This window comes from Micromonospora sp. NPDC048040, assembly GCF_055587185.1.
In genome coordinates this window covers 16,858-39,144 of the sequence record NZ_JBVJGT010000015.1, presented here as the reverse complement: position 1 = coordinate 39,144, position 22,287 = coordinate 16,858, and the positions used below count along the sequence as shown (strand labels likewise).

19 protein-coding genes are annotated in these 22,287 nt (G+C 74.1%); 10 read left to right on the top strand and 9 right to left on the bottom strand.

Going from position 1 to position 22,287, the window contains the following annotated elements; genetic code table 11:
• Positions 1-19: 19 nt before the first annotated feature.
• Together ACZ6O2_RS17150 and ACZ6O2_RS17145 are read left to right on the top strand one after the other, a co-directional pair.
• Positions 20-1,411 carry a cobyrinate a,c-diamide synthase gene (locus ACZ6O2_RS17150; RefSeq protein ID WP_466023491.1) on the top strand — a complete coding sequence of 464 codons (1,392 nt, stop codon included), beginning with the start codon at positions 20-22 and terminating at the stop codon, positions 1,409-1,411.
• Positions 1,408-1,977 carry a GNAT family N-acetyltransferase gene (locus ACZ6O2_RS17145; RefSeq protein WP_350708536.1) on the top strand — a complete coding sequence of 190 codons (570 nt, stop codon included), beginning with the start codon at positions 1,408-1,410 and terminating at the stop codon, positions 1,975-1,977. The genes ACZ6O2_RS17150 and ACZ6O2_RS17145 overlap by 4 nt, the downstream gene beginning before the upstream one ends.
• A 66-nt stretch (positions 1,978-2,043) precedes the next feature.
• On the opposite strand, the gene ACZ6O2_RS17140 is transcribed toward ACZ6O2_RS17145, so the two are convergent.
• Entirely contained in the window at positions 2,044-4,176 is a 2,133-nt protein-coding gene (locus tag ACZ6O2_RS17140) for a transglycosylase domain-containing protein (protein WP_350708534.1), read from the bottom strand.
• Positions 4,177-4,297: 121 nt separating this feature from the next.
• Here ACZ6O2_RS17140 and cobC point away from each other — a divergent pair, with 121 nt between their 5' ends.
• The 3 genes from cobC to cobA are packed head-to-tail and all read left to right on the top strand — an operon-like array spanning position 4,298 to position 7,909.
• The gene (gene cobC / locus ACZ6O2_RS17135; RefSeq protein WP_466023490.1) at positions 4,298-5,467 is read left to right on the top strand and encodes an Rv2231c family pyridoxal phosphate-dependent protein CobC; all 1,170 of its coding nucleotides are present in this window, start codon (positions 4,298-4,300) and stop codon (positions 5,465-5,467) included.
• The gene (cobT, locus tag ACZ6O2_RS17130; protein WP_466023549.1) at positions 5,467-6,579 is read left to right on the top strand and encodes a nicotinate-nucleotide--dimethylbenzimidazole phosphoribosyltransferase; all 1,113 of its coding nucleotides are present in this window, start codon (positions 5,467-5,469) and stop codon (positions 6,577-6,579) included. The genes cobC and cobT overlap by 1 nt, the downstream gene beginning before the upstream one ends.
• Positions 6,580-6,625: 46 nt before the next feature.
• A complete protein-coding gene (cobA, locus tag ACZ6O2_RS17125; RefSeq protein ID WP_466023489.1) occupies positions 6,626-7,909 on the top strand; it encodes a uroporphyrinogen-III C-methyltransferase in 1,284 nt (427 codons plus the stop codon).
• 140 nt (positions 7,910-8,049) lie between these two features.
• On the opposite strand, the gene otsB is transcribed toward cobA, so the two are convergent.
• Entirely contained in the window at positions 8,050-10,614 is a 2,565-nt protein-coding gene (gene otsB, locus ACZ6O2_RS17120) for a trehalose-phosphatase (RefSeq protein WP_466023548.1), read from the bottom strand.
• A gap of 38 nt (positions 10,615-10,652) precedes the next feature.
• Positions 10,653-12,053 (bottom strand): alpha,alpha-trehalose-phosphate synthase (UDP-forming), encoded by a 1,401-nt coding sequence (locus ACZ6O2_RS17115; RefSeq protein ID WP_350708526.1) that lies wholly within the window; start codon positions 12,051-12,053, stop codon positions 10,653-10,655.
• Between the two features lie 324 nt (positions 12,054-12,377).
• On the opposite strand from ACZ6O2_RS17115, the gene ettA reads away from it, so the two are divergent.
• The 4 genes from ettA (at position 12,378) to ACZ6O2_RS17095 (ending at position 15,960) form a co-directional block, all read left to right on the top strand.
• On the top strand, positions 12,378-14,054 hold the full coding sequence (ettA, locus tag ACZ6O2_RS17110) for an energy-dependent translational throttle protein EttA (protein ID WP_350708524.1): 1,677 nt from the start codon (positions 12,378-12,380) through the stop codon (positions 14,052-14,054).
• A gap of 21 nt (positions 14,055-14,075) precedes the next feature.
• Entirely contained in the window at positions 14,076-14,522 is a 447-nt protein-coding gene (locus ACZ6O2_RS17105) for an acyl-CoA thioesterase (RefSeq protein ID WP_350708522.1), read from the top strand.
• Positions 14,519-15,223 carry a DUF8185 domain-containing protein gene (locus ACZ6O2_RS17100; RefSeq protein ID WP_466023488.1) on the top strand — a complete coding sequence of 235 codons (705 nt, stop codon included), beginning with the start codon at positions 14,519-14,521 and terminating at the stop codon, positions 15,221-15,223. Before ACZ6O2_RS17105 ends, ACZ6O2_RS17100 begins: the two co-directional genes overlap by 4 nt.
• 149 nt (positions 15,224-15,372) lie before the next feature.
• Positions 15,373-15,960 carry a type III secretion system chaperone family protein gene (locus ACZ6O2_RS17095; protein WP_466023487.1) on the top strand — a complete coding sequence of 196 codons (588 nt, stop codon included), beginning with the start codon at positions 15,373-15,375 and terminating at the stop codon, positions 15,958-15,960.
• Positions 15,961-16,105: 145 nt separating this feature from the next.
• Here the strand turns inward: ACZ6O2_RS17095 and ACZ6O2_RS17090 are convergent, their stop codons facing one another.
• The 3 genes from ACZ6O2_RS17090 to ACZ6O2_RS17080 all read right to left on the bottom strand — a co-directional run bounded on the left by ACZ6O2_RS17090 (position 16,106) and on the right by ACZ6O2_RS17080 (position 19,300).
• Entirely contained in the window at positions 16,106-16,495 is a 390-nt protein-coding gene (locus ACZ6O2_RS17090) for a globin (protein ID WP_350708727.1), read from the bottom strand.
• 91 nt (positions 16,496-16,586) lie between these two features.
• Positions 16,587-18,020 (bottom strand): MFS transporter, encoded by a 1,434-nt coding sequence (locus ACZ6O2_RS17085; protein ID WP_466023547.1) that lies wholly within the window; start codon positions 18,018-18,020, stop codon positions 16,587-16,589.
• A gap of 230 nt (positions 18,021-18,250) precedes the next feature.
• A complete protein-coding gene (locus ACZ6O2_RS17080; protein WP_350708517.1) occupies positions 18,251-19,300 on the bottom strand; it encodes a mechanosensitive ion channel family protein in 1,050 nt (349 codons plus the stop codon).
• A gap of 299 nt (positions 19,301-19,599) precedes the next feature.
• Here ACZ6O2_RS17080 and ACZ6O2_RS17075 point away from each other — a divergent pair, with 299 nt between their 5' ends.
• Positions 19,600-20,133, top strand: coding sequence for an HNH endonuclease (locus ACZ6O2_RS17075; RefSeq protein ID WP_466023486.1), 534 nt, complete (start codon positions 19,600-19,602; stop codon positions 20,131-20,133).
• A gap of 18 nt (positions 20,134-20,151) precedes the next feature.
• On the opposite strand, the gene ACZ6O2_RS17070 is transcribed toward ACZ6O2_RS17075, so the two are convergent.
• The 3 genes from ACZ6O2_RS17070 to ACZ6O2_RS17060 form a co-directional block, all read right to left on the bottom strand.
• Positions 20,152-21,024, bottom strand: a complete 873-nt coding sequence (locus ACZ6O2_RS17070; protein ID WP_466023485.1) for a class F sortase — start codon at positions 21,022-21,024, stop codon at positions 20,152-20,154.
• 12 nt (positions 21,025-21,036) lie between these two features.
• Positions 21,037-21,519 (bottom strand): hypothetical protein, encoded by a 483-nt coding sequence (locus tag ACZ6O2_RS17065; protein ID WP_466023546.1) that lies wholly within the window; start codon positions 21,517-21,519, stop codon positions 21,037-21,039.
• A gap of 164 nt (positions 21,520-21,683) precedes the next feature.
• On the bottom strand, positions 21,684-22,139 hold the full coding sequence (locus ACZ6O2_RS17060) for an Lrp/AsnC family transcriptional regulator (RefSeq protein WP_466023484.1): 456 nt from the start codon (positions 22,137-22,139) through the stop codon (positions 21,684-21,686).
• Positions 22,140-22,287 lie beyond the last annotated feature (148 nt).

Below are 22,287 nucleotides of genomic sequence, written 5' to 3'. Positions count from 1 at the left end.
GCCCCGCAGGGAGTCGATGATGACCGTCGTGCCGCGCCTGGTGCTCAGCGCGCCGTCCTCCGGCCACGGCAAGAACACGCTGGCGATCGGGCTGCTCGCGGCGCTCGCCGACCGGGGCGTCGACGTCGCCGGGTTCAAGATCGGCCCGGACCACGTCGACGCCGCGTACCTCGGGCTGGCCGCGGGCCGCCCCGGTCGCACCCTCGACCCCCGGCTGGTCGGCGCCGACCGGATCGCCCCGCTGGTCGCCCACGGGGCGTCGGGCGCCGGGCTCGCGCTGGTGCAGGGCAGCATGGGGCTGTACGACAGCCTCACCGGCCGTCCGGAGAGCGAGTCGACGGCCGCCGTGGCGACCGCGCTGCGCAGCCCCGTCGTGCTGGTGGTGGACGTCGCCGCGATGGGGCAGTCGGTGGCCGCCCTGGTGCAGGGCTTCCGGGCGTACGACGAGCAGCTCTGGCTCGGCGGGGTGGTCCTCAACCGGGTGGCCTCGGCGCGGCACGAGGAGCTGCTGCGCGCGGCGCTCGACGACATCGGCGTACCGGTCTACGGGGTGCTGCGCCGCCACGACCTGCCGGCGGTGCTGCCGCCGCGCCGGCACGGGGCGGTGCCCGCGCTCGCCCGCACCGGTGAGGCCACCCGCGCCGTACGCCGGCTCGGCGAGGCGGTCGCCGCCACGGTCGACCTGGACCGGCTGCTGGGGCTGGCCCGCTCCGCCCCGCCCCTGCCGACGCCGCCGTGGTCGCCCGCGGCCGACCGGCCCGCCGCCGGCCCGCGCCCGGTCGTCGCGGTCGCCGGGGCGGCGGGCGGCAGCTACGGCCAGGCCGAGGCCACGGAGCTGCTCCGCGCGGCCGGCGCGGAGGTGGTGACGGTCGACCCGCTGCACGACGAGGCGCTGCCCGCCGGTGCCGCCGCGCTGGTCGTCGGCGGCGGGCTTCCCGAGTCGTACGCCGAGCAGCTCTCCGCCAACCGTCGGCTCTGCATCGCGGTCGCCGAGCTGGCCCGCACCGGGCGGCCGGTCGTCGCCGAGGGCGCCGGCCTGCTCTGGCTGGCCCGGGAACTGGACGGACTGCCCATGTGCGGGGTGCTCGACGCGGTCGGGACCAGCCGGGACGGCCTGGTCGTCGGCTACCGGGAGGCGACCGCCCTGACCGACGGCGTGGTGGCGCCGGCGGGCACGGTGGTGACCGGGTACAAGGAGCACCGTGCCGTGCTCACCCCGCGCGCCGGCGCGCGGGCGGCCTGGAGTTGGGACGGCGGGGCGCCCGAGGGCTTCGTCTGGCGGGGCGTGCACGCCTCGCAGCTCACCGTGCACTGGGCGGCGTACCCGCAGCTCGCCGCCCGGCTGGTCGACGCGGCGGCGGAGGCGGCGGTCGATTCCGCGACCGCCCGGCTCGGCGGGGTGCCCGCGTGATCGGCCAGGTGGCGGTGCGCCGCTTCCCGGCGCTGACGGTCTCCACGCCCCGCACCGAGGTGCGCGCGCTGACCGCCGCCGACGCGAAGGCCGCCGACGAGGTCTTCGCCGACCGGCAGACCCAGCGGTGGCTGCCGCTGGTCGACACGTCCGGCCAGATCGACGGGCTGGCCTGGTGCACCGACCTGGCCCGGCAACGGCGTGACAGCGGCGACGGCGACCACTACGCGGTGGTGCGCCGGGAGGACGACCGGGTGGTCGGCTGCCTGTGGACCCGGCGCACCGACTGGGGCGCCCGGTGCACCGAGGTCTCCTATGCGATGGCGGCGCACGCGAGGGGCTTCGGGCTGGCCGCCGAGGCGGTCGACGCGCTCGCCATCGCGCTGATCCTCGAACACGGCTTCCAGCGCGTCGAGCTGCGCGTCGCCCCCGGTAACCTGGCCTCCCGCCGGGTCGCCGAGAAGGCCGGCTTCAGCTACGAGGGCCTGCTGCGCAACGCCGGCTTCGTCCGGGGCGGCCGGGTCGACCTGGAGGTCTGGTCCTTCGTCGCCGCCGACCTCCGCTGACCCGCCCGACCTCCGCTGACCCGCCCGACCCTCGCCCCCGCCGACGGCGGGGGCGGCGGGCGGTGGTCAGCCGACGATGCGGTCCGACGGCGGGGTGAACTGGCGGGTGGGCTGCCCCTTGAGCGCGTCACGGAGGGTCTCCGCGACCGCGGCGATCGGGATCTGGGACTGGCCGTCGCCGACCGCGTTGAACGGGTTGTCCGGGTCGGAGATGAAGCTCGCCGCCGCCAGCTCCGGGGTGTAGCCGACGAACCAGGCCGACCGGGTGCTGTCGGTGGTGCCCGTCTTGCCCGCGACCGGCCGGCCGACCGTGCCCCGTACGCTGTCCGCCGTCGACCAGCCGCCGCAGCTCCCGCGGGCCGGGGTGTCGCCGGTCGGGCAGCGGGCGGCGTCGGTGGCGGCCCGGGCCGCGTCGGCGTTCACCACCTGCCGGCAGCGCGGCTTGGCGACCTCGCGTTCGATCCCGGAGGCGGTCTTCCAGGTGGTCGGCGTGCCGTCCCGGTTGTAGATCGCCTGCACGGGGATCGCCTCGCAGTACCGGCCGTCCGCGGCGATCGCGGCGTACGCGTTCGCCATCTCCAGCGGGGTGGCGTCGGAGACGCCCAGGGTGAACGCGCCCCACGTCTTCGCCTTGGCCGGGGACGCGTGCTCCCGGTCGACGTCGGTGCGCCAGCGCAGCCCGAGCTGCTCGGCGAGGCGGACCGCCTTGTCGGCGCCGACCTGCTCCTCCAGCCACACGAAGTACGTGTTCACCGACTTGCCGAAGCCGGACCACATGGTCTGGTTACCGGACATCGCGCCGCTGGCGTTGGACGGCGCCCAGCCGTTGTAGACCTCGGAGCGGTACCGGTACGGGGCGTTGAACGAGGTGGACAGCGGCATGCCCGCGTTCAGCGCGGCCAGCATCGGGAACATCTTGAACGTCGAACCGGCCTGGTAGCCCGGCAGGTCGCCGCCGCCGAGCAGGGGCGCCACCGTGTTGGGGTAGTTCGCCTTGACCTTCGGCCCGGCCTCAGGGTTGGAGCTGGGCGGGTTCTCGTCCAGCTTCAGCGAGTACGTCCGGTTCACCGCCATCGCCTTCACCCGTCCGGTCCCGGGCTCGGAGACCACGATGCCGTTGGCGAACGGGCTGCCGGTGTTCTCCTTGCTGCCGACGTTCTGCTCGGCGGCCGCCTGGATCTTCGGATCCATGCTGAGCACGATCCGGTAGCCGCCCCGGCGCAGCTTGTCCATCCGTTCCAGCCGGTTCTCCCCGAACGCGGGCTGCGCGCTCCACCAGTTCTTCAGGTAGTCGCAGGCGAAGCCCCAGCTGTTCCACTTCTCCGGCACCGCCGCGCAGTCGTTCGGCGGGTAGGTCAGCTTCAGCCGGATCGGCTCGGTCTTGGCCTGCGCCACGTCGTCGGGCGAGAGGTAGCCGAGCTGGCTCATCCGGTCCAGCACGTAGTTGCGCCGGCCGGTGGCGTCCTTCTGGTCCGAGGTGGCCGGGTCGTACTCGGACGGGGACTTCACCAGCCCGGCGAGGGTGGCCGCCTCGACCGGCGTGAGGTCCTTCGGGGGCTTGGAGAAGAAGATCTCGCTGGCCGCGTAGATGCCGTACGCCCGGTGCCCGAAGTAGGCGGAGTTGAGGTAACGCTCGAGGATCTGCTCCTTGCTCAGCTCCTTCTCCAGGTCCAGCGCCATCCGCATCTCCCGGACCTTGCGCAGGCTGGTCTGCTGGGTGGCCTCCTGCACCTCCTTCGGCGTCTTCGCGCTGTCGCGCAGCGCCATCCGGACGTACTGCATGGTGAGGGTGGAGGCGCCCTGGGAGACGCCGCTGGAGCGGGCGTTGGCCACGAAGGCGCGGGCGACGCCCTTCGGGTCGACGCCCCGGTGCTGGTAGAAGCGGTTGTCCTCGGCGGCGACGATCGCCTGCTGCATGTTCGGCGAGATGTCCGCCAGCTTCGTGTACTGCCGGTACTCCTCGTAGAACATCGTCAGCACCGTCTTGCCGTCGGGCGCGTAGAGGTACGACGTCTCGGCCGGCAGCGCGGTGGTGAGGATCTTGGTCTTGTGCTCCATGGCGTGCGCCGTGACCTTCGCGCCGAGGCCGGTGGCGGCGGCCACCGGGTAGGCCACGGCGGCGACCACGATGCCGGCGATCAGCCCGGCGCGGAGAAGGGGAACGAGACGACCAGCGGCAGCAAGGGGTCGGTTGCTCACAGGGCCAAGTTATGACAATTCCGATTCGCACTTGAGAAATATTCATAAACGCCCGTGTGGTGACGCGTCCCACGCCGGGATCCGCTGTCCCGTGCGCCGCCTTCCCGGCAGGATCGCGGACATGCGTGGTCAGCCGACCGAGACCCTCCCCGCCGCCGAGCCCGGACCCGACGCCGCGGGGAACGAGCCCGACCCCGCCCGGACCGGACCCGGCCCTGCGGGGCCCGGACCCGACCCCGCGGGGAACGAGCCCGACCTCACCCACCACGGGGACGCCGAGGTGGGCGACGGGCTGGTCGACCTCGCCGTCAACGTGCGGCGGGACGCCATGCCGGACTGGCTGGCCGACCCGATCACCGCCGCCCTCGGCGACCTCGCCGCGTACCCCGACCCGGGGCCGGCGCGGGCCGCCGTCGCCGCCCGGCACGGGCGCCCGCCGGCCGAGGTGCTGCTGACCGCGGGCGCGGCCGAGGGCTTCGTGCTGCTGGCCCGGGCGCTGCGGGGCGTACGCCGGCCGGTGGTGGTGCACCCGCAGTTCACCGAGCCGGAGGCGGCGCTGCGCGCGGCCGGGCACCAGGTGGAGCGGGTGCTGCTCGACGCGGGCGACGACTTCCGGCTCGACCCGGCCCGGGTGCCCGCCGACGCCGACCTCGTCATGATCGGCAACCCGACCAACCCCACCTCCGTGCTGCACCCCGCCGCCGACCTGGCCGCGCTGGCCCGGCCCGGCCGGGTGCTGGTGGTCGACGAGGCGTTCGCCGACACCACGGTCGCGGCGGGGGTGGCCGGCGAACCGGAGTCCCTGGCCGCCCGACGGGACCTGCCCGGCCTGGTGGTGGTCCGCAGCCTCACCAAGACCTGGGGACTGGCCGGCCTGCGGATCGGCTACCTGCTCGGCGAGGCCGCGCTGCTGGAGCGGCTGGCCGCCGCCCAGCCGCTGTGGGCCGTCTCCACCCCGGCCCTGGCCGCCGCGTCGGCCTGTGCCACGCCCGTCGCGGTCGAGGCCGAGCGCGCCATCGCCGCCCGGCTCGCCGCCGACCGCGCGCACCTGGTCGCCCGCCTGTCGGCCCTGCCCGGCGTACGCGTCGCCGGCCGCCCCGCCAGCGCGTTCGTGCTCGTGCATCTGCCCGGGGCCGCCGAGGTGCGGGCCGCCCTGCGGCAGCGCGGCTGGGCGGTGCGCCGGGGCGACACGTTCCCCGGTCTCGGGCCGGACTGGCTGCGGATCGCCGTGCGCGACCCGGCCACCACCGACGCGTTCACCGAGGTACTGGTGGAGATCCTGGAGGCATGATGCTGGAGACGACGATCGCGGCGATCCGGCCGCCGGACGAGCCGGCGATGGCCGCCGCCCGGGAGTTGCAGGGGCGCCTGACCAAGCCGGCCGGCTCGCTCGGTGCCCTGGAGGAGCTCTCCGTACGCCTCGCCGGCCTGGCCGGGCACTGCCCGCCGCCGCTGCCGGAGCCGGCCGCGGTCGCGATCTTCGCCGGCGACCACGGCGTGCACGCCCAGGGGGTGACCCCCTGGCCGCAGGAGGTCACCGCGCAGATGATCGGGAACTTCCTGGCCGGCGGGGCGGTGGTCAACGCGTTCGCCCGGCAGGCCGGCGCCTCCGTCACGGTGGTCGACGTCGGCGTGGCCACCCCGCTGCCGGTCCCCGACGCGCCGGCGGCGGACCCCGCCGGGGCGGGCGCCACCGGCACCGCGCCGGCCCGGGACGTGCCCCGGCTGGTCGCGGCGAACGTCCGACCCGGCACCCGGGACCTGGCGGTCACGGCCGCGCTCACCAGGGACGAGGCCCGGGCGGCGGTGGAGACCGGCATCCGGGTGGCCGGCGAGCTGGTCGACGCGGGCGCGGGCATCCTGCTCACCGGGGACATGGGCATCGGCAACACGACGCCGGCCGCCGCCCTGATCGCCGCGTTCGCCGGCATCGACCCGGCGGAGACGACCGGCCGGGGCACCGGGGTCGACGACCCCACGTACGCCCGCAAGGTGGACGTGGTGCGCGCCGCGCTGCGCCGGCACGCCCCCGACCCGGCCGACCCGCTGGGCGTGCTGGCCGCCGTCGGTGGCCTGGAGCACGCCGCCCTGGCCGGACTGATCCTGGGCGCCGCCGCCCGCCGGACCCCGGTCCTGCTGGACGGGGTCATCGCGGTCTCCGCGGCCCTCGCCGCGGCGGCCCTCGCCCCGCACGCCGTGACCGCCATGGTGGCCGGGCACCGCTCCGCCGAGCCGGGCGCCACCGTCGCGCTGCGCCGGCTGGGGCTGGAGCCGCTGATCGACCTGGGGCTGCGCCTCGGCGAGGGCACCGGCGCGCTGCTCGCGCTGCCGGTGGTCACCGGCGCGGTCCGGGTGCTGCACGAGGTCGCCACCTTCGACTCGGCGGGGGTGGCCGAGAAGTGAGCGGGCGGAGCGAGCGAACCATCGGGCTCGGTAGCGAGGCGGCGGCGTGAGCGGCAACCCGTACCCCCTGGGCCTGCGGCTCGCCGGCCGGCGGGTGGTCGTGGTGGGTGGGGGAACGGTGGCCACCCGCCGCGTGCCCGCCCTGCTCGACGCCGGCGCGGACGTCCTCCTCGTCGCGCCGGAGCTGACCCCGGCGCTGCGGTCGCACGTCGACGCCGGACGGCTGCACTGGGCGCCGCGCCGGTTCGCCCCCGACGACCTGGACGGCGCGTGGCTGGTGCAGGTCGCGGTCGACGACCCGCTCGCCGCCGCGTCGGTCAGCGCCGCCGCCGCCGAGCGCCGCATCTTCTGCGTACGCGCCGACGACCGGGCCGCCGCCACCGCCTGGACCCCGGCGGTGACCCGGCACGGGCCGGTGACCGTGGCGGTGCTCGGCGGCGGCGACCCGCGTCGGGCGATGGCTGTCCGTGACGCGGTCCGCGACCTGCTGGATGCGGGGAAGGGCCCCCTACCGCCGCCTGCGGTGGGGGAAGGGACCCGGCGGCGCACCCGGCCCGGGCGGGTGGCGCTCGTCGGGGCCGGGCCCGGCGACCCGGAGCTGATCACCGTGAAGGGTTGGCGGCTGCTCACCGAGGCGGACGTGGTGGTCGCCGACCGGCTGGTGCCGGGGTTGCTCCTCGACGAGCTGCGCGCCGACGTGGAACTCGTGGACGCCTCGAAGATCCCGTACGGGCCGTCCCGGGCCCAGGAGGAGATCAACCGGATCCTGGTGGACCGGGCGCTGGCCGGGAAGGCCGTGGTGCGGCTCAAGGGCGGCGACCCGTACGTCTTCGGCCGGGGCGGCGAGGAGTTGCTGGCCTGCGCGGCGGCGGGCGTGCCGGTGACCGTGGTCCCCGGCGTGACCAGCTCCATCGCGGCACCGGCCGCGGCCGGCATCCCGGTCACCCACCGGGCGGTGGCCCACGAGTTCACGGTGGTCTCCGGGCACGTCGCACCCGACTCGCCGGCCTCCCTGGTCCGCTGGGACGCGCTGGCCGGGCTGCGCGGCACGCTGGTCGTCCTGATGGGGCTGAAGAACCTCGCCGCGATCACCGCGACGCTGGTCGCGCACGGCCGCCCGGCCGAGACGCCGGCCGCGGTGGTGCAGGAGGCGACGACCGGCTCGCAGCGGGTGCTCCGCTCCACGCTCGGCGCGGTGGCCGCCGACGTGGTCGCCGCCGACCTGCGACCGCCGGCCGTCGTCGTGGTGGGAGACGTGGTCACTGCCCTCGCCGGGGCTGGTGTTGACGGATTTCCGGGAAGCCCGCTCGCTCCGGGCGGTCAGGCCTGATCCCTCCGCGAGCGGGCTTCCCGGAAATCCCCGGTGGTCGTGGTCCGTGCGGTGGCTCGGGTCCGGCTCGGGTCTGATCTCGTGGGATGAACGACGGCGGCCGGAGACGTGGTCTCCGGCCGCCGTTTTTGCTGGTCAGGTCACTGCTTGAGCATGTTGTCCAGCAGCAGGGCGCAGCGGATCAGCCCGAGGTGGCTGTACGCCTGCGGGTGGTTGCCCAGCCCGCGCTCGGCCAGCGGGTCGTACTGCTCGGGGAGCAGGCCGGTCGGGCCGGCGGTGTCCACCATCAGGGTGAACAGCTCCTCGGCGTCGGTACGCCGCCCGGTGCGCAGGTACGCCTCGATCAGCCACGCGGTGCAGATGTGGAAGCCGCCCTCGCGCCCCGGCAGGCCGTCGTCCCAGTGGTAGCGGTAGACGACCGGCCCGCTGCGCAGGTCCGCCTCGATCCGCAGCACCGTGGAGAGGAAGCGCGGGTCGTCGCCGGGGAGCAGGCCGGACAGCCCGATCCACAGCGACGAGGCGTCCATGTCCTCGTCCCCGTACGCCACGCTGTACGCCTCGACGGCCTCGTGCCAGCCGTACTCCAGCACGTTTGCGCCGATCCGGTCGCGCAGCTCCACCCACTCCGGCCGGTCCTCGCCGCCGTGCTGGCGTACGACGTGCAACGCCCGGTCGACGGTCATCCAGCACATGACCTTGGAGAAGATGTGGTGCCGCGGGGGGAGGCGGGCCTCCCAGATGCCGTGGTCGGGCTCGTGCCAGCGGCGGCGGACCGCCTCGACCATGTTCTCCAGCACCCGCCACTCGTCCTCGCGGACCGAGCCCCGGGCGTCGGCGACGGCGGCGATCAGGTCCGCGATCGGGCCGAAGACGTCGAGCTGGAGCTGGTGGTTGGCGAGGTTGCCGACGCGGACCGGCCGGGAGCCGGCGTAGCCGGGCAACGTGTCGATGACCGCCTCGGCGCCCAGCTCGTAGCCGTCCACCGTGTAGAGCGGGTGCAGCCGCTCCGGGTGCCCGCCGGTGCGCTCGATGCACCCGTCGACCCAGCGCAGCAGGGCCTCGGCCTCCTCGGTCGAGCCCAGGTCGACCAGCGCCCGCGCGGTCATCGCCGCGTCCCGCAGCCAGCAGTAGCGGTAGTCCCAGTTGCGGACGCCGCCCAGCTCCTCGGGCAGCGAGGTGGTCGCGGCCGCGAGGATCGAGCCGGTGGCCTCGTGGCAGAGCCCCCGCAGGGTCAGCGCGCTGCGGGCCACCATGTCCCGCGCGGTGTTGGGCAGCCGGAGCGAGGCGACCCAGTCCTTCCACGGCTGCTCGGCGAGGGCCTGCCGCTCGTGGACCGGCAGCCGGTGGTGTTCCAGGCTGTGCGTGGCGAAGCGCAGCTCCAGCACGACCTGCCCGCCGGCGGCGGAGAGGTCGACGACCGCCTTGGCCGTCTCGTAGTTGCCGCCGTCGCCGCTGACCTGCCACTCCACCCCGGGGGAGTAGAGCGCGACCGGCTCGTTGGAGCCGAGCACCAGCAGGCCGTCGCCGAGCGGCTGCAACTGCACCGCGACCTGGCCGAACTCGGGCCGGGGCGCGAACTCCAGGCGGACCCGGCCGGAGCCGGTGAGCACCCGGACGAGGGTCGAGTCGCCGGTGATGACGGCCGGGCCGTCGGGCGTGGTCTCGGTGGCCGGCTTGTCCAGCCAGTCGGTGACGGTCAGGCCCGACCACCGGGTCTCGACGGTCATCGTGCCCGAGCGGTAGCGCTGGCCGAGCGGGATGCCCCCGCGCTCCGGGGCGACGCTGAAGTGCCCGGCCGGGCTGCCGCCGACGAGGTCGGCGAAGATCGCCGCCGAGTCCGGCTTGGGGTGGCAGAGCCAGGTGATCTTGGCCTCGGGGGTGAGCAGCGCCACCGTGCGGCCGTTGGCCAGCATCGAGTGCCGCTCGATCGGCACCGCCCGCTCGCCGAAGAGCCAGTGCCGGCGGGTCTCGAGCAGCAGGCCGAGGGCCCGGGCGGCCTCGATCGGGTCGGCCACCCGGTAGCCGGCCTGGGTGTCGCCGGGGCCGATCTTGATGCCGACGTCCGGCCCGTGCAGGTTGCCGAAGGCGTTCTCGTCGGTGACGTCGTCGCCGATGAAGAGCACCGCGCTGGCGGAGAGCTGGGTGCGCAGCTGGTCGACGGCCGTGCCCTTGTGGGTGGCGACCACCGACAGCTCGATGACCTCCTTGCCCTGGGTGACGGTGACGTCATCCCAGGTGGCGGGGCCGGTGCGGACCGCCTCGATGGCGGCGGCGGCGACCTGCGGGTCGACCCCGCGGGTGTGCACCGCGACGCTCGCCGGCTTGCGCTCCAGCCGGATGCCCGGGTGCGCCGTGGCGATCTCGCGCAGCGCGTCGCGCAGCCGGGTGCGCACGGCGATCAGCTCGGGGGAGAGCCGCTCGACGAAGCCGATGTCGAACTCGGAGCCGTGGCTGCCGACCAGGTGCACCTCGCTGGGCAGCCGGGAGAGCGCGGCCAGGTCGCGCAGGGCCCGCCCGGAGACCACCGCCACGGTGGTCTGGGGCAGGGCGGCCAGCGCCCGGACGGCGGCCACCGACTCCGGCAGCGGGACGGCCTTGCTCGGGTCCTCCACGATCGGCGCCAGGGTGCCGTCGTAGTCGCAGGCGATCAGGAGCTGTGGCACCCGGGCGATCCGGCCGATGGCGGCGCGCAGCTCCGGGTCCATCGTGCCCGCCGCGGGCGTGACGATGTCGCTGGCGGCGTTCACGCTTCCTCCGCCTCGGGCACACCGAGCTCGGTGAGGAAGGACTTGGCCCAGTGCCCCACGTCGTGGGCGCGTAGATGGCGTTGCATAGTCCGCATTCTGCGGCGGGCCTCCGGCTTCTCGACATGCACGGCCCGCAGCAGGGCGTCCTTGACCGCGTCGGGGTCGTGCGGGTTGCACAGGAACGCCTGACGCAGCTCGGTGGCCGCGCCGGCGAACTCACTGAGCACGAGCGCACCGCCCTGGTCGGCGCGTGATGCGACGTACTCCTTGGCCACCAGATTCATTCCGTCCCGGAGCGGGGTCACCATCATCACGTCGGCAGCGGCGTACATCGCGGCCAGTTCAGTGCGACTGTACGACTGATGCAGATAATGCACCGCCGGCACGCCGACCCTGCCGAATTCGCCATTAATCCGACCAACTTCCCGCTCCACCTTGACGCGAAGCGCCTGGTAGTGCTCGACCCGCTCGCGGCTGGGCGTGGCCACCTGCACCATAACCGCGTCCGGGACTGTCAACTTTCCGTCAGCGAGCAACTCGCGGAACGCCTTGAGCCGCAACTCGATGCCCTTGGTGTAGTCGAGCCGGTCGACGCCCAGGATGATCGTCTTCGGGTTGCCCAACTCCTCGCGGATCTCCTTCGCGCGGGCCTGGATCGCCGGGTCGGCGGCCAGCCGCTCCATCTCCTTGGTGTCGATCGAGATGGGGAACGCGCCGGCCTTCACCTGGCGGCCGTCGACCTGGATCATCTGGCCCTCGTAGCGCAGCCCGAGCAGGTGCCGGGCCAGCCGGACGAAGTTCTGCGCGGCGAGCCGCTGCTGGAACCCGACCAGGTCCGCGCCGAGCAGGCCGCGCAGGATCTCGGTGCGGAACGGCATCTGCATGAACAGCTCGATCGGCGGGAACGGGATGTGCAGGAAGAAGCCGATCCGCAGGTCGGGCCGCAGCTCGCGGAGCATCGCCGGGACGAGCTGGAGCTGGTAGTCCTGGACCCAGACCGTCGCCCCCTCGGCCGCGACCTCCGCCGCGGCCTCCGCGAAGCGGGCGTTGACCAGGCGGTACGCCTCGCGCCAGCGGCGCTTGTAGGCCGGCGTCTCCACCGCGTCGTGGTAGAGCGGCCAGATCGTCGCGTTGGACTGGCCCTCGTAGTAGCGCTCCAGCTCCTCCGCGCTCAACGGCACCGGGTGCAGCCGGATGCCCTCCAGGTCGAAGGGCTCGGGGGCGGCGCCGGTGCCGCCGGCCCAGCCGACCCAGGTGCCCTGGTGTTCGGCGAGGACGGGGTGCAGCGCGGTCACCAACCCCCCGGGGCTGCGGCGCCACTGCCGTCCCTCGGGTGTGCTCACCTCGTCGACCGGTAGCCGGTTCGCCACTACGACAAAGGAGCTGCGGACGGTCACGTTCGGCCACCTCCGGGTGCTGACGGGTCAACCGCGAATGAGCGTACTGAGCCTAGCTGCGGCGTCTGGGGCCCCGTGCCGGAGTCACCTACCCGGTCCACGTCGGCGCAACCCCGTACGTGATCTTGTCGACAGTGCCGGTCGCCTGCGGCGGCGACGCGGCGCGCCCGGCCGGCGGGGCGGGGTGATGTGGGCGCGGGGGCGCGTACCTGTCAGGATTGACGACGGCGTGCGTGCGGCCGGCCAGCGGCCGGCGGCGGCGGACGGAAGTCGCAGCCCGCGCCCGCCGGCCCCCAGTCGCAACCTACGGAGGTAGCCCGCACCGTGGCCCAGTACATCTACGTCCTGGAAAAGGCGCGCAAGGCGCACGGCGACAAGGTCGTGCTCGACAACGTGACGCTGAGCTTCCTCCCGGGGGCCAAGATCGGTGTGGTCGGTCCGAACGGCGCCGGTAAGTCCAGCCTCCTCAAGATCATGGCGGGGTGGGACCGGCCGAGCAACGGCGAGGCCCGGCTCATGCCCGGCTACACCGTGGGCATGCTGGCCCAGGAGCCGCCGCTCAACGACGCCAAGACCGTCCTCGGCAACGTCGAGGAGGCGGTCGCGGAGACCAAGGCGAAGCTGGAGCGGTTCAACGCCATCGCCGAGCAGATGGCGACCGACTACTCCGACGAGCTGATGGAGGAGATGGGCCGGCTCCAGGAGGAGCTGGACAACGCCGACGCGTGGGACATCGACTCCAAGCTCGAGCTGGCCATGGACGCGCTGCGCTGCCCGCCGCCGGACGTCGACGTCACCAAGCTCTCCGGTGGCGAGCGCCGGCGGGTCGCGCTCTGCAAGCTGCTGCTGGAGGCGCCCGACCTGCTGCTGCTCGACGAGCCCACCAACCACCTGGACGCGGAGAGCGTGCAGTGGCTGGAGCAGCACCTGGCGAAGTACGCCGGCACGGTCATCGCGATCACCCACGACCGGTACTTCCTCGACAACGTGGCCGGCTGGATCCTGGAGCTGGACCGCGGTCGGGCCATCGGCTACCAGGGCAACTACTCCACCTACCTGGAGAAGAAGGCCGCCCGGATGGCCGTCGAGGGGCGCCGCGACGCCAAGATGAAGAAGCGCCTCGACGAGGAGCTGGAGTGGGTCCGCTCCAACGCCAAGGCTCGGCAGACCAAGTCCAAGGCCCGGCTCGAGCGGTACGAGGAGATGGCCACCGCGGCGGAGCAGACCCGCAAGCTGGACTTCGAGGAGATCCAGATTCCGCCGGGCCCGCGCCTGGGCAGCACGGTGATCGAGGTCAACGGCCTGGTCAAGGCGTTCGGCGACCGGGTGCTGATCGACGACCTGTCGTTCTCGCTGCCGCGCAACGGCATCGTCGGCGTGATCGGCCCGAACGGCGTCGGCAAGACCACCCTGTTCAAGACCATCGTCGGGCTGGAGGAGCCGACCTCCGGCTCGGTGAAGGTCGGCGACACCGTCTCGCTGTCGTACGTCGACCAGAGCCGGGCCGGCCTGGCGGGGGACAAGACGGTCTGGGAGACGGTCTCCGACGGGCTGGACCACCTGCTGGTCGGCAAGGTCGAGATGCCGTCCCGGGCGTACATCGCGGCGTTCGGCTTCAAGGGGCCGGACCAGCAGAAGCCGACCAAGGTGCTCTCCGGCGGCGAGCGCAACCGGCTCAACCTGGCGCTGACGCTGAAGATCGGCGGCAACGTGATCCTGCTCGACGAGCCGACCAACGATCTCGACGTCGAGACGCTCGGCAGCCTGGAGAACGCGCTGCTGGAGTTCCCCGGCTGCGCCGTGGTCATCTCCCACGACCGGATGTTCCTCGACCGGGTCGCCACGCACATCCTGGCCTGGGAGGGCGACGACGAGAACCCGGCCAAGTGGTTCTGGTTCGAGGGCAACTTCGAGGCGTACGAGAAGAACAAGGTCGACCGGCTCGGCGCCGAGGCGGCCCGCCCGCACCGGGTGACCTACCGCAAGCTGACCCGTGACTGACGCGGCGGACCGCTGCCGAACATGAGTGACCGATTCGTTTACCACTGCACCCTGCGGTGGTCGGACCTGGACGCGTACGGCCACGTCAACAACTCGCGCTTCCTCACCCTCTACGAGGAGGCGCGGGTGGCGTTGATGTTCGCCGGCGGCCGGGCGTGGGGCGTGGGCTCGCTCGCCGACGGGGTCGTGATCCGTCGGCACGAGGTCGACTACCTGCGCCCGGTCGACTACGCCCTCGGCCGGGCCACCGCCGAGGCGGCTCCGACGGTGCGCATCGAGCTGTGGGTGGAGGAGATCCGGGCCGCGTCCTTCACGGTCGCCTACGAGCTGTACGACGGCGACGTGCTGGCCAGTCGGGCCCGCTCCGTGCTGGTGCCGTTCGACCTGACCCGGCAGACGCCCCGGCGGGTCAGCCCGGAGGAGCGCGAGTTCCTGCTCTCGTACGCGCCGCGGCTCGGGCCGGCGTGACGGGGGCCGGGGGGCCGGCCCCCACTCCGGCGGGCGCGGCCGGCGGCGGGCACGGGATCGTGGACGCGGCCGACGCGGGGGCCTTCCTCGCCCGCCTGGTGCGGCTGGACCGGGACGCGCCGGTGCGGCTGCGGCCGACCGGCGTGGCGGGGCGTACGGCCCTCTGGGGGCGCCTGCCGTGGGGGGTGCTGGTCGTCCGCACCGTGGCCGGCGACGGCCCCGGCGACGTCACCGTCGGGGCCGGCGAGCTGCTCGCCGAGCTGGCGGCCGGCGGCGGGGCGCTGCCCCGGCGTCGGGACGAGCGGTGGCGCTGGCCGCTGCCGCCCCCGGCCAGCCGGCGGGTGGAGACGCTGCCGGCGGGGGAGTTGCGGCGGATCGCCGCGGCGGCGGCGGGCACCCTGCGCGACGCCGCCGCGCACGGCGTGGCCGGCCGGGCGGTCGGCCAGCGGGCGCTGCGCGACGCGCTGCTCGACCACGTGCCGGTGGTGGTCACCCCCGACGACCCGCCCGGCGAGCCGGTCGAGGTGACCCAGCGGATGGTCCAGGGGTTGGTCCGGATGGGCTTCCTGGGCACCGCCGGGGAGGCGACCGGCGCGGGCGACGTCCAGGTGCGTACGGTCGGCCGTTGGGTCGGACTCGTGGGACCTTACGGAGCGATCTGGTCGCAGAAGGCTACGGATCTTGCCGTGCGGCCCCTCTGAGGTCATCCGTTCGGATGACCCGCGGTCATTCTTCTGTCCTGGGGCTGTCGTTGGGGGGGTGCTTCAACCCGGCTGTCCGGGTACCGTCCATCCTCGGATCCAACGCACCGTAGGCGGCTGGATCCGCTGGGGAGTGAGGTGCGCGAACGATGCCGTGGTGGTCATGGCGCCCCGGTCCCGCCAACGGTGGCGGCGATCCGGACAGTCGGAGCGGGATCACAGTGGAGGGCACCGTCCGGGTCGGACCACCGGCCCCCCGTCAGCCGGGAGACGACTGCCCGGTGGCCGAGCGACCCGTGATGGCGGACATGCCGGCCACCGTCGAGCCGGTCACCCTGCGTCGTGTCTGCGACGCGCTCGACCTGCTCGACGTGCGCTACCTGGCCGACGGCGACGGGAACCTGCTGGCCATGTGGGAGCGGCACGCGGTGCTGGTCACCCTGGAGGGCCCCGAGGACGAGATCCTGGTGATGCGGGCCCGTCCACACGCGACGGTGCCGCCCGACTGGGCCGATCGGGCCTACCGGGTGGTCAACGAGTGGAACCACACCCGCCGCTTCTGCAAGGCATACATCGGCGACCCGACGGAGCGCGGGCAGCTGCCGATCTACGCCGAGCTGCAGGTGCCGTTCGGCGCCGGGGCGCACGACGCGCTCCTGGTCGAGATGCTCGACTGTGGCGCGGCGGTGGCCACCAGCTTCGTCGACTGGCTGCACGACGAGGGCGCCCTGCTCTGAGCCGAGGTCGTCCTGCACCGAGCGGAGGCGGCCGTGCTGCGAGCGGAGGCGGTCGTGCACCGAGCCGAGGCGGCCGTGCGTCGAGCCGAGGCCGTCCGGTGCCGACGCGGCCTGCCCCGAACCGACCCCCGTGCCCGGCGCGCGGTCAGGCGGGCCCGGCCGGGTCCTCCATCATGTTGACCATGAAGTACGCGGCCCGCTCAAGGTAGTCCCAGAGCGCGGTGGCGATCTCCGGCGGCAGGTCGAGCCGGTCGACGGCGCGGCGCATGTGCAGCAGCCACGCGTCCCGCTCGGCGGCGCCGATCCGGAACGGCGCGTGGCGCATCCGCAGCCGGGGGTGCCCGCGCTGGGCGGAGTACGTGTGCGGGCCGCCCCAGTACTGCATGAGGAACAGGGCCAGTCGGTCCGCGGCGGGGCCCAGGTCCTCCTCGGGATACATGGGACGCAGCAGTGGGTCGGTGGCGACCCCGGCGTAGAACTCGTCCACCAGCTTGCGGAAGGTGGGCTCGCCGCCCACCGCCTCGAAGAGGGTCATCGACGCGCCGGGACGGTCGGACTCACCTGCGGGATTCACCGTTCCATCCTGCCAGGTGCCATCCGCGGCGTCGGGGGGTGGCGGCTGTGCGTCAGCTCACCGCGTGCCGCTGGTAGCCCGGCTCGCCCGGCCGGCCGCCCACCGGATCGCCGTCGAGCTGCTCCGACGGGCCGCGCCGGCCGTCCCCCGACGGCCCCGTCTCCGTACCGGCACCGCCGACCAGCGGGACCGCCGTGCCCGCTGTCGCCCTGCCCGCCGCCTCGGCCCCCGCGACGGCCGCGTCGACGGCCGGCCGGCTCGGCCAGCGCAGGGCGACGAGCGCCATCAGCAGGACGCCGACCGCGCTCCACACCCCGACCACGATCGGGATCGGGTAGCGCTCGGACAGCAGCCCGGTGATCAGGACGGCCAGGCCCTGGATCACCTGGAGGCCGGTGGCCATCACCCCGAAGGCGCGCGCCCGGAAGCCGGCCGGCAGGGCCCGGACGAAGAGGCCGTTGGCCACGGGGAGCATGCCGGCGACCGCGAACCCGGAGGCCGCGGCGAGCAGCGCCACCACCAGCGCCGGTGGGTCGAACAGGGCGGGCACCAGGGCCAGCGGAGAGAGCACCGCCAACGGCCGCATCATGGTCAGCCGCCGGTCCGGCCCGAACGCCCGGCCGACCACGAGGCCGCCGACGATGAAGCCGACGGGGCTGGCCGCCATGATGATCGCCTGGGCGGTGCCGGGGTCCAGGCGACCGGCGTGCTCGCTGGCCCAGGCGGCGGCCAGGCCCTCCGGCACCACGGAGAAGAGCATGGCGGCGAAGACGAGGACGGCGATGGCCCGCAGCACCGGGGTGCCGAACACGATCTGGAAGCCCTCCGCGGTCTCCCGCAACAGGTGGCTGCGGTGCGCGGCGGTCATCGCCGGCGGGCGGTCCGCCACCCCGAAGCGGACCAGTGCGGCCGACAGGGCGAACGTCGCCGCGTTGATCAGGAGCGCGACCGTGGGGTTGAAGGCGGCGATGGCGGCGCCGGCGAGGTAGCCGACGACCTGGGCGGCCTGGCCCACGCTGCTGTTGATCGACAGCCCCAGCACCAGCCGGTCCCCGGTGAGGATCAGGGGGATCAGCGCGGACTTGGCGGCCTGGCTGGGTGGGTTGGCCAGGGTGGTGGCGAAGAGCAGGGCCAGGATCAGCGGGACGGGAATGCCGGGGATGGCGATGCCGACCATCAGCACCATCCGGACGAGGTCGCAGACCACCATGACCTGCCGGTAGCGGTGCCGCTCCGCGAGCGTCGCGAGCAGGGGGCCGCCGACCAGCCAGGGCAGGTAGCTCACCGCGAACGCGGCCGCGGAGAGCGCGACCGACCGGGTCGCCTCGTAGACCAGCAGGGTGACCGCGGCCTTGGCGATGTAGTCGCCGATCCAGGAGAGAGCGCTCGCCGCGAAGACGGCGCGGTATTCGCGATCGACGAACACCTCACGGAAGGTTGCCGGCCCTTCCGGGGATGGTCGCTCGTCGGGCACCGTCGCCTCCATCGTTCCCGGGGCGGTCCACTCGTGATGGACGGGCCCGGGAACCGTCGTCAGATTCACGGATCAGCGAGGACGTGATCACGCTCTGGGGGAGCGCGTGCACCGGATTCTGCCCGATCGTCTGACAACTGGCTAGGGCGAACGGATTGATCGTCGCATCTCCGACTGAACGAACGGACGATACCCGAGGGGCCGCCCGGACCGCGACCCCCGCCGATGGCCTTCCCGGCCGCTCAGGTCGCGCCGCCCTGCCCGGTCTCGCCGGGGGCGGCGATCGGCACGCCGGGATAGAGCCGGGCGGCCGCGATCTTCGCGGTGATGCCGGAGTTCTCCAGCGCCTCGGCCAGCCGGCGCCGCAGCTCCCGGCCGACCGCGAACTGCCCGTCGGCGGTCGTCTTGACCACCGTACGGATCACCGCGCCCTCGACCGTCATCTGCTCGACGCCCAGCACCTCGGGCGCCTCGACGATCTCCGGCGCCAGCTCCGGGTCCACCGCCACCGAGGCGGCCGCGGTCCGCAGCACCGCCGTGGCCTGCTCGGTGCCGGCGAAGCCGATCGGCAGGTCCACCACGACCAGGGCCCAGCCCTGGCTCTTGTTGCCCACCCGGACGATCTCGCCGTTGCGGATGTACCAGAGCACGCCCCGACCGTCGCGGACGGTGGTGACCCGCAACCCGACCGACTCCACCACGCCGGTCGCCTCGCCGAGGTCCACCGTGTCGCCGACGCCGTACTGGTCCTCGATCAGCATGAACAGGCCGGCGAGCAGGTCCTTGACCAGGCTCTGCGCGCCGAAGCCGAGCGCCACGCCCGCGATGCCGGCGCTGGCGAGCAACGGGGCCAGGTCGAAGCTGAACTCCTTGAGCACCATCAGCACCGCGATGCCGAAGATGAACGCCGTGCTGAGGCTGCGCAGCACCGATCCGATCGCCTCGGCCCGCTGGCGGCGCCGCTCCGGGACGAACTCGCCCGGCTCCGCGGCGGCGGTGGGGATCCGCTCGCGCAGGGGCCGCAGCATGGTGGGCACGCCCGCGTCGGTGGTGGTGCGCACCAGCCGGCTGATCGTCCGGTGCACCAGCCACCGGGCGGCGACCGCCAGCAGCAGGATCATGACGATCCGCAGCGGCTTGAGCAAAATCCAGTAGCTGCCCTCGGCGAACCACACCGAGTTGGTGATGTCGAAGACGCTGCGGCAGAGCGCGTCGTCCAGGCAGGTCGGCGACGGGTCCGGCGTCGGCGCCTCGACGGCGGGCAGGGCGAGCGGCAGGAGGCTGGCGGTCACGCTGTCTTCGTACCGCACCGGGGGCCTCGTACTCCCGCCGACCCTCCGGGCCGTGACCCGGGCCCCGCGCGCTGCCGGGTCGCGGCGGCCCGTACGAGGGCGAACCGGTCATCGTGACAGACGGGGGAAACGCTTCCGGAGGGACCCCCGGATTAGTACGTGCAATCCGGGGGCCGATCAGGGACGATGGGCGCACGGACGTCGGTGATCCGGCCGGCGTCGGCCGCGGTGGGTCGCTGTGCCCGTTTCCCGGTCGGCGGTGGTGAGTGCGGGGCCGCTGAACCGGGAGGGTGATCGCGATGCCTGACATACGACCCACGGTGGGCTCCGGTGCGCTGGTCCTCAACGCCACCTACGAGCCGCTGTGTGTCGTGTCCGTGCGTCGTGCCGCCATCCTCGTGCTCTCCGCCAAGGCGGTCTGCGTCGCCGACGGCGACGGCGTCCTGCACAGCGCCCGCAACGCGCTGCCGGTGCCGTCGGTCGTCCGGCTCACCCGCTTCGTGCGGGTGCCCTACCACACCCACGTCGGGCTCTCCCGGCGGGCGATCTTCGCCCGGGACGGCTGGCGCTGCGCCTACTGCCGGGGCCCCGCCGAGACCATCGACCACGTCTTCCCGCGCAGCCGGGGCGGCCGGCACGCCTGGGAGAACGTCGTCGCGGCCTGCGCCCGGTGCAACCACACCAAAGGCGACAAGACCCCGGCCGAGCTGGGCTGGCGGCTGCACGCGCTGCCGGCCGCCCCGAAGGGCACCGCCTGGCGGGTCCTCGGCCACCGGGTGCCCGACCCCCGCTGGGCCGACTGGCTCGACCTGCGTGAGCCCGAGGCCGCCTGACCCGCGAGGCCACCCCGGTCAGGCGGTGCGGGATCGCACGAGGGACGCGAAGACCACCACGTTGTCGGCGTAGCCGGTCTCCCCGCCGACCCAACGCCCGCCGCAGGTGATCAGGCGTAGCCGGGGGCGGCTGAAGTCGCCGAAGACCTCGTCGACGGGCAGCCGCTCCTTGCCGAAGCGCTCGACCGTGTCCACCTCGAAGACCGCCACCGAGCGGTCGGCGCGGGTGACCTCGATGGGGTCGCCCTCCCGCAGGTCCCGCAGCTTGTGGAAGACCGCCGGCCCGGTCGAGGTGTCGACGTGCCCGACGATGACGGCCGGGCCGTACTGCCCGGGGGTCGGGCCCTGGTCGTACCAGCCGGCCTCCTGGGCGCGGGCGGCGTCCGGCACGCCGATGCTGCCGTCCGGGGCGATGCCGACGTTGTGTACGGGCGCCCGGACGTCGATCGGCGCGATGGTGAGGTCGACGGGAGGGCTGGCGGGCAGCACCGGGAACTTCTTCGGCGGTGGCCGCAGCCCCGCGATGAACCGGTCCGGCAGCACGCTCACGCCGGCGACCCGCTCCACGGCGAGCATCGCGATGATCAGCACCATCAGCGTCCCGATCACCAGGACCGGGAGCCCGGGGTTCCGGCCGGGCGCCAGCCGGCGGCCGGCGGCGACCCAGCGGTGCCGGGGTCGGGCGGGCAGCGGCCCGACCGCCGGGTCGGTGGTGGCGACGCTGGCCGACACCGTCTCCCCGGCCACCCGCCGCAGCCGCCGGGCGGTGGCGGCCGCGGCCCGGCGGGACGCCCGCAGCGCCCGCCGGGTGGTCGCCCGGACCCGGCCCGGATCGGATCGTCTGACCCGGCCCGGATCGGATCGCCTGGTACGCCTCTGGGAGCGGGCCATGGCGGCGGCGGGTCAGGAACCGGTCCCGGTCCGACGACGGTTGCCGAAGAATCCGAAGCCCACCGCCAGGGCCACCGCGGCGAGGCCGCCCACCAGCAGCACCGAGCCGGTGCCCGTGCCGCCGGCGGTGCCGCCGCCCCCGGTCGCCGGCCCCTTCGTGGGCTGCTCCATGTTCAGCACCGTGAGCGTGGTCGTCGCGGTGTTGCCGTTGTCGCAGCGCAGGTCGACCGGGAAGTCCCCGGGCTGCTTGTTGCCCGGGATCGTGGCCTGGGCGGTCAGGAAGCCGTTGTCGGGCCGCAGCACCACCGGTCCCCCGAAGGCGTCGGAGCGTACGGTGGCCTGGCGGTTGTTGGCGTTGTCGCAACTGGCCCGGATCCTGACCCGGGTGCCGGCCTGGGCGCTGTTGGGCACCACCTCGACGAAGGTGTTCTCGCCCGCCCGCGCGGGTGCGGGCGCGATCGTGATCAGGACGAACGCCCCGACCAGGCCCAACACGGACAGGGCGCTGGTCAGGGCACGTGTGAACGCTGTGAACACCGGCATGATCCCCCCTTCCGGTGACGATCACCGGAATCCTCCCCCGGGCAACAGCGCCTGCTTTCCCGCTGGCTCCGGGGCAAACCCGGATCGCGGTCAGCGCTGGCGGGGGGAGGAGGCGGTCAGCGGTGGCGGGGGGAGGAGGGCAGCGGGGTGACGGGGTGCCAGTCCAGCGGGGTGGACAGGACCATCGTGCTGGACGGCTGGCCGTACGGGGCGAGCCGGTCGATGACGGCCTCGAACTCCCCGATCGACCCGGCCGCCACCTTCAGCATGCTGCACGCGTCGCCCGTGATGCGGTGGATCTCCAGGATCTCCGGCCACCCCGCCACCTCGGGGTCGTGCAGGATGCACCGCGAGCCGTAGCAGGACATCCGGATGAACGCGACCACCGTGCGGCCGGCCCGGGTCAGGTCGACGTGGGCGTGGTAGCCGGCGATGATCCCGGCCTCCTCCAGCCGGCGCACCCGCTCGGCCACGGCCGGCGGCGACAGGTGCACCCGCCGGGACAGCTCGCTGAAGGAGAGGCGGGCGTCGGCCTGCAGCTCCCGCAGCAGCGCCCAGTCCATGTCGTCCATGAGGCGACCTTACATTCTCCAAGCCGAATCGCTCTCGCACCTTCCGCGCCGCAGGTCGGAGGGCGGCAGAGCCGTTGATCCGGCATTCCGTCTGCCCGTTCCACCGCGAGATCATGTCGGTCACCCGGCCCGGCCAGGCCGGCGCACC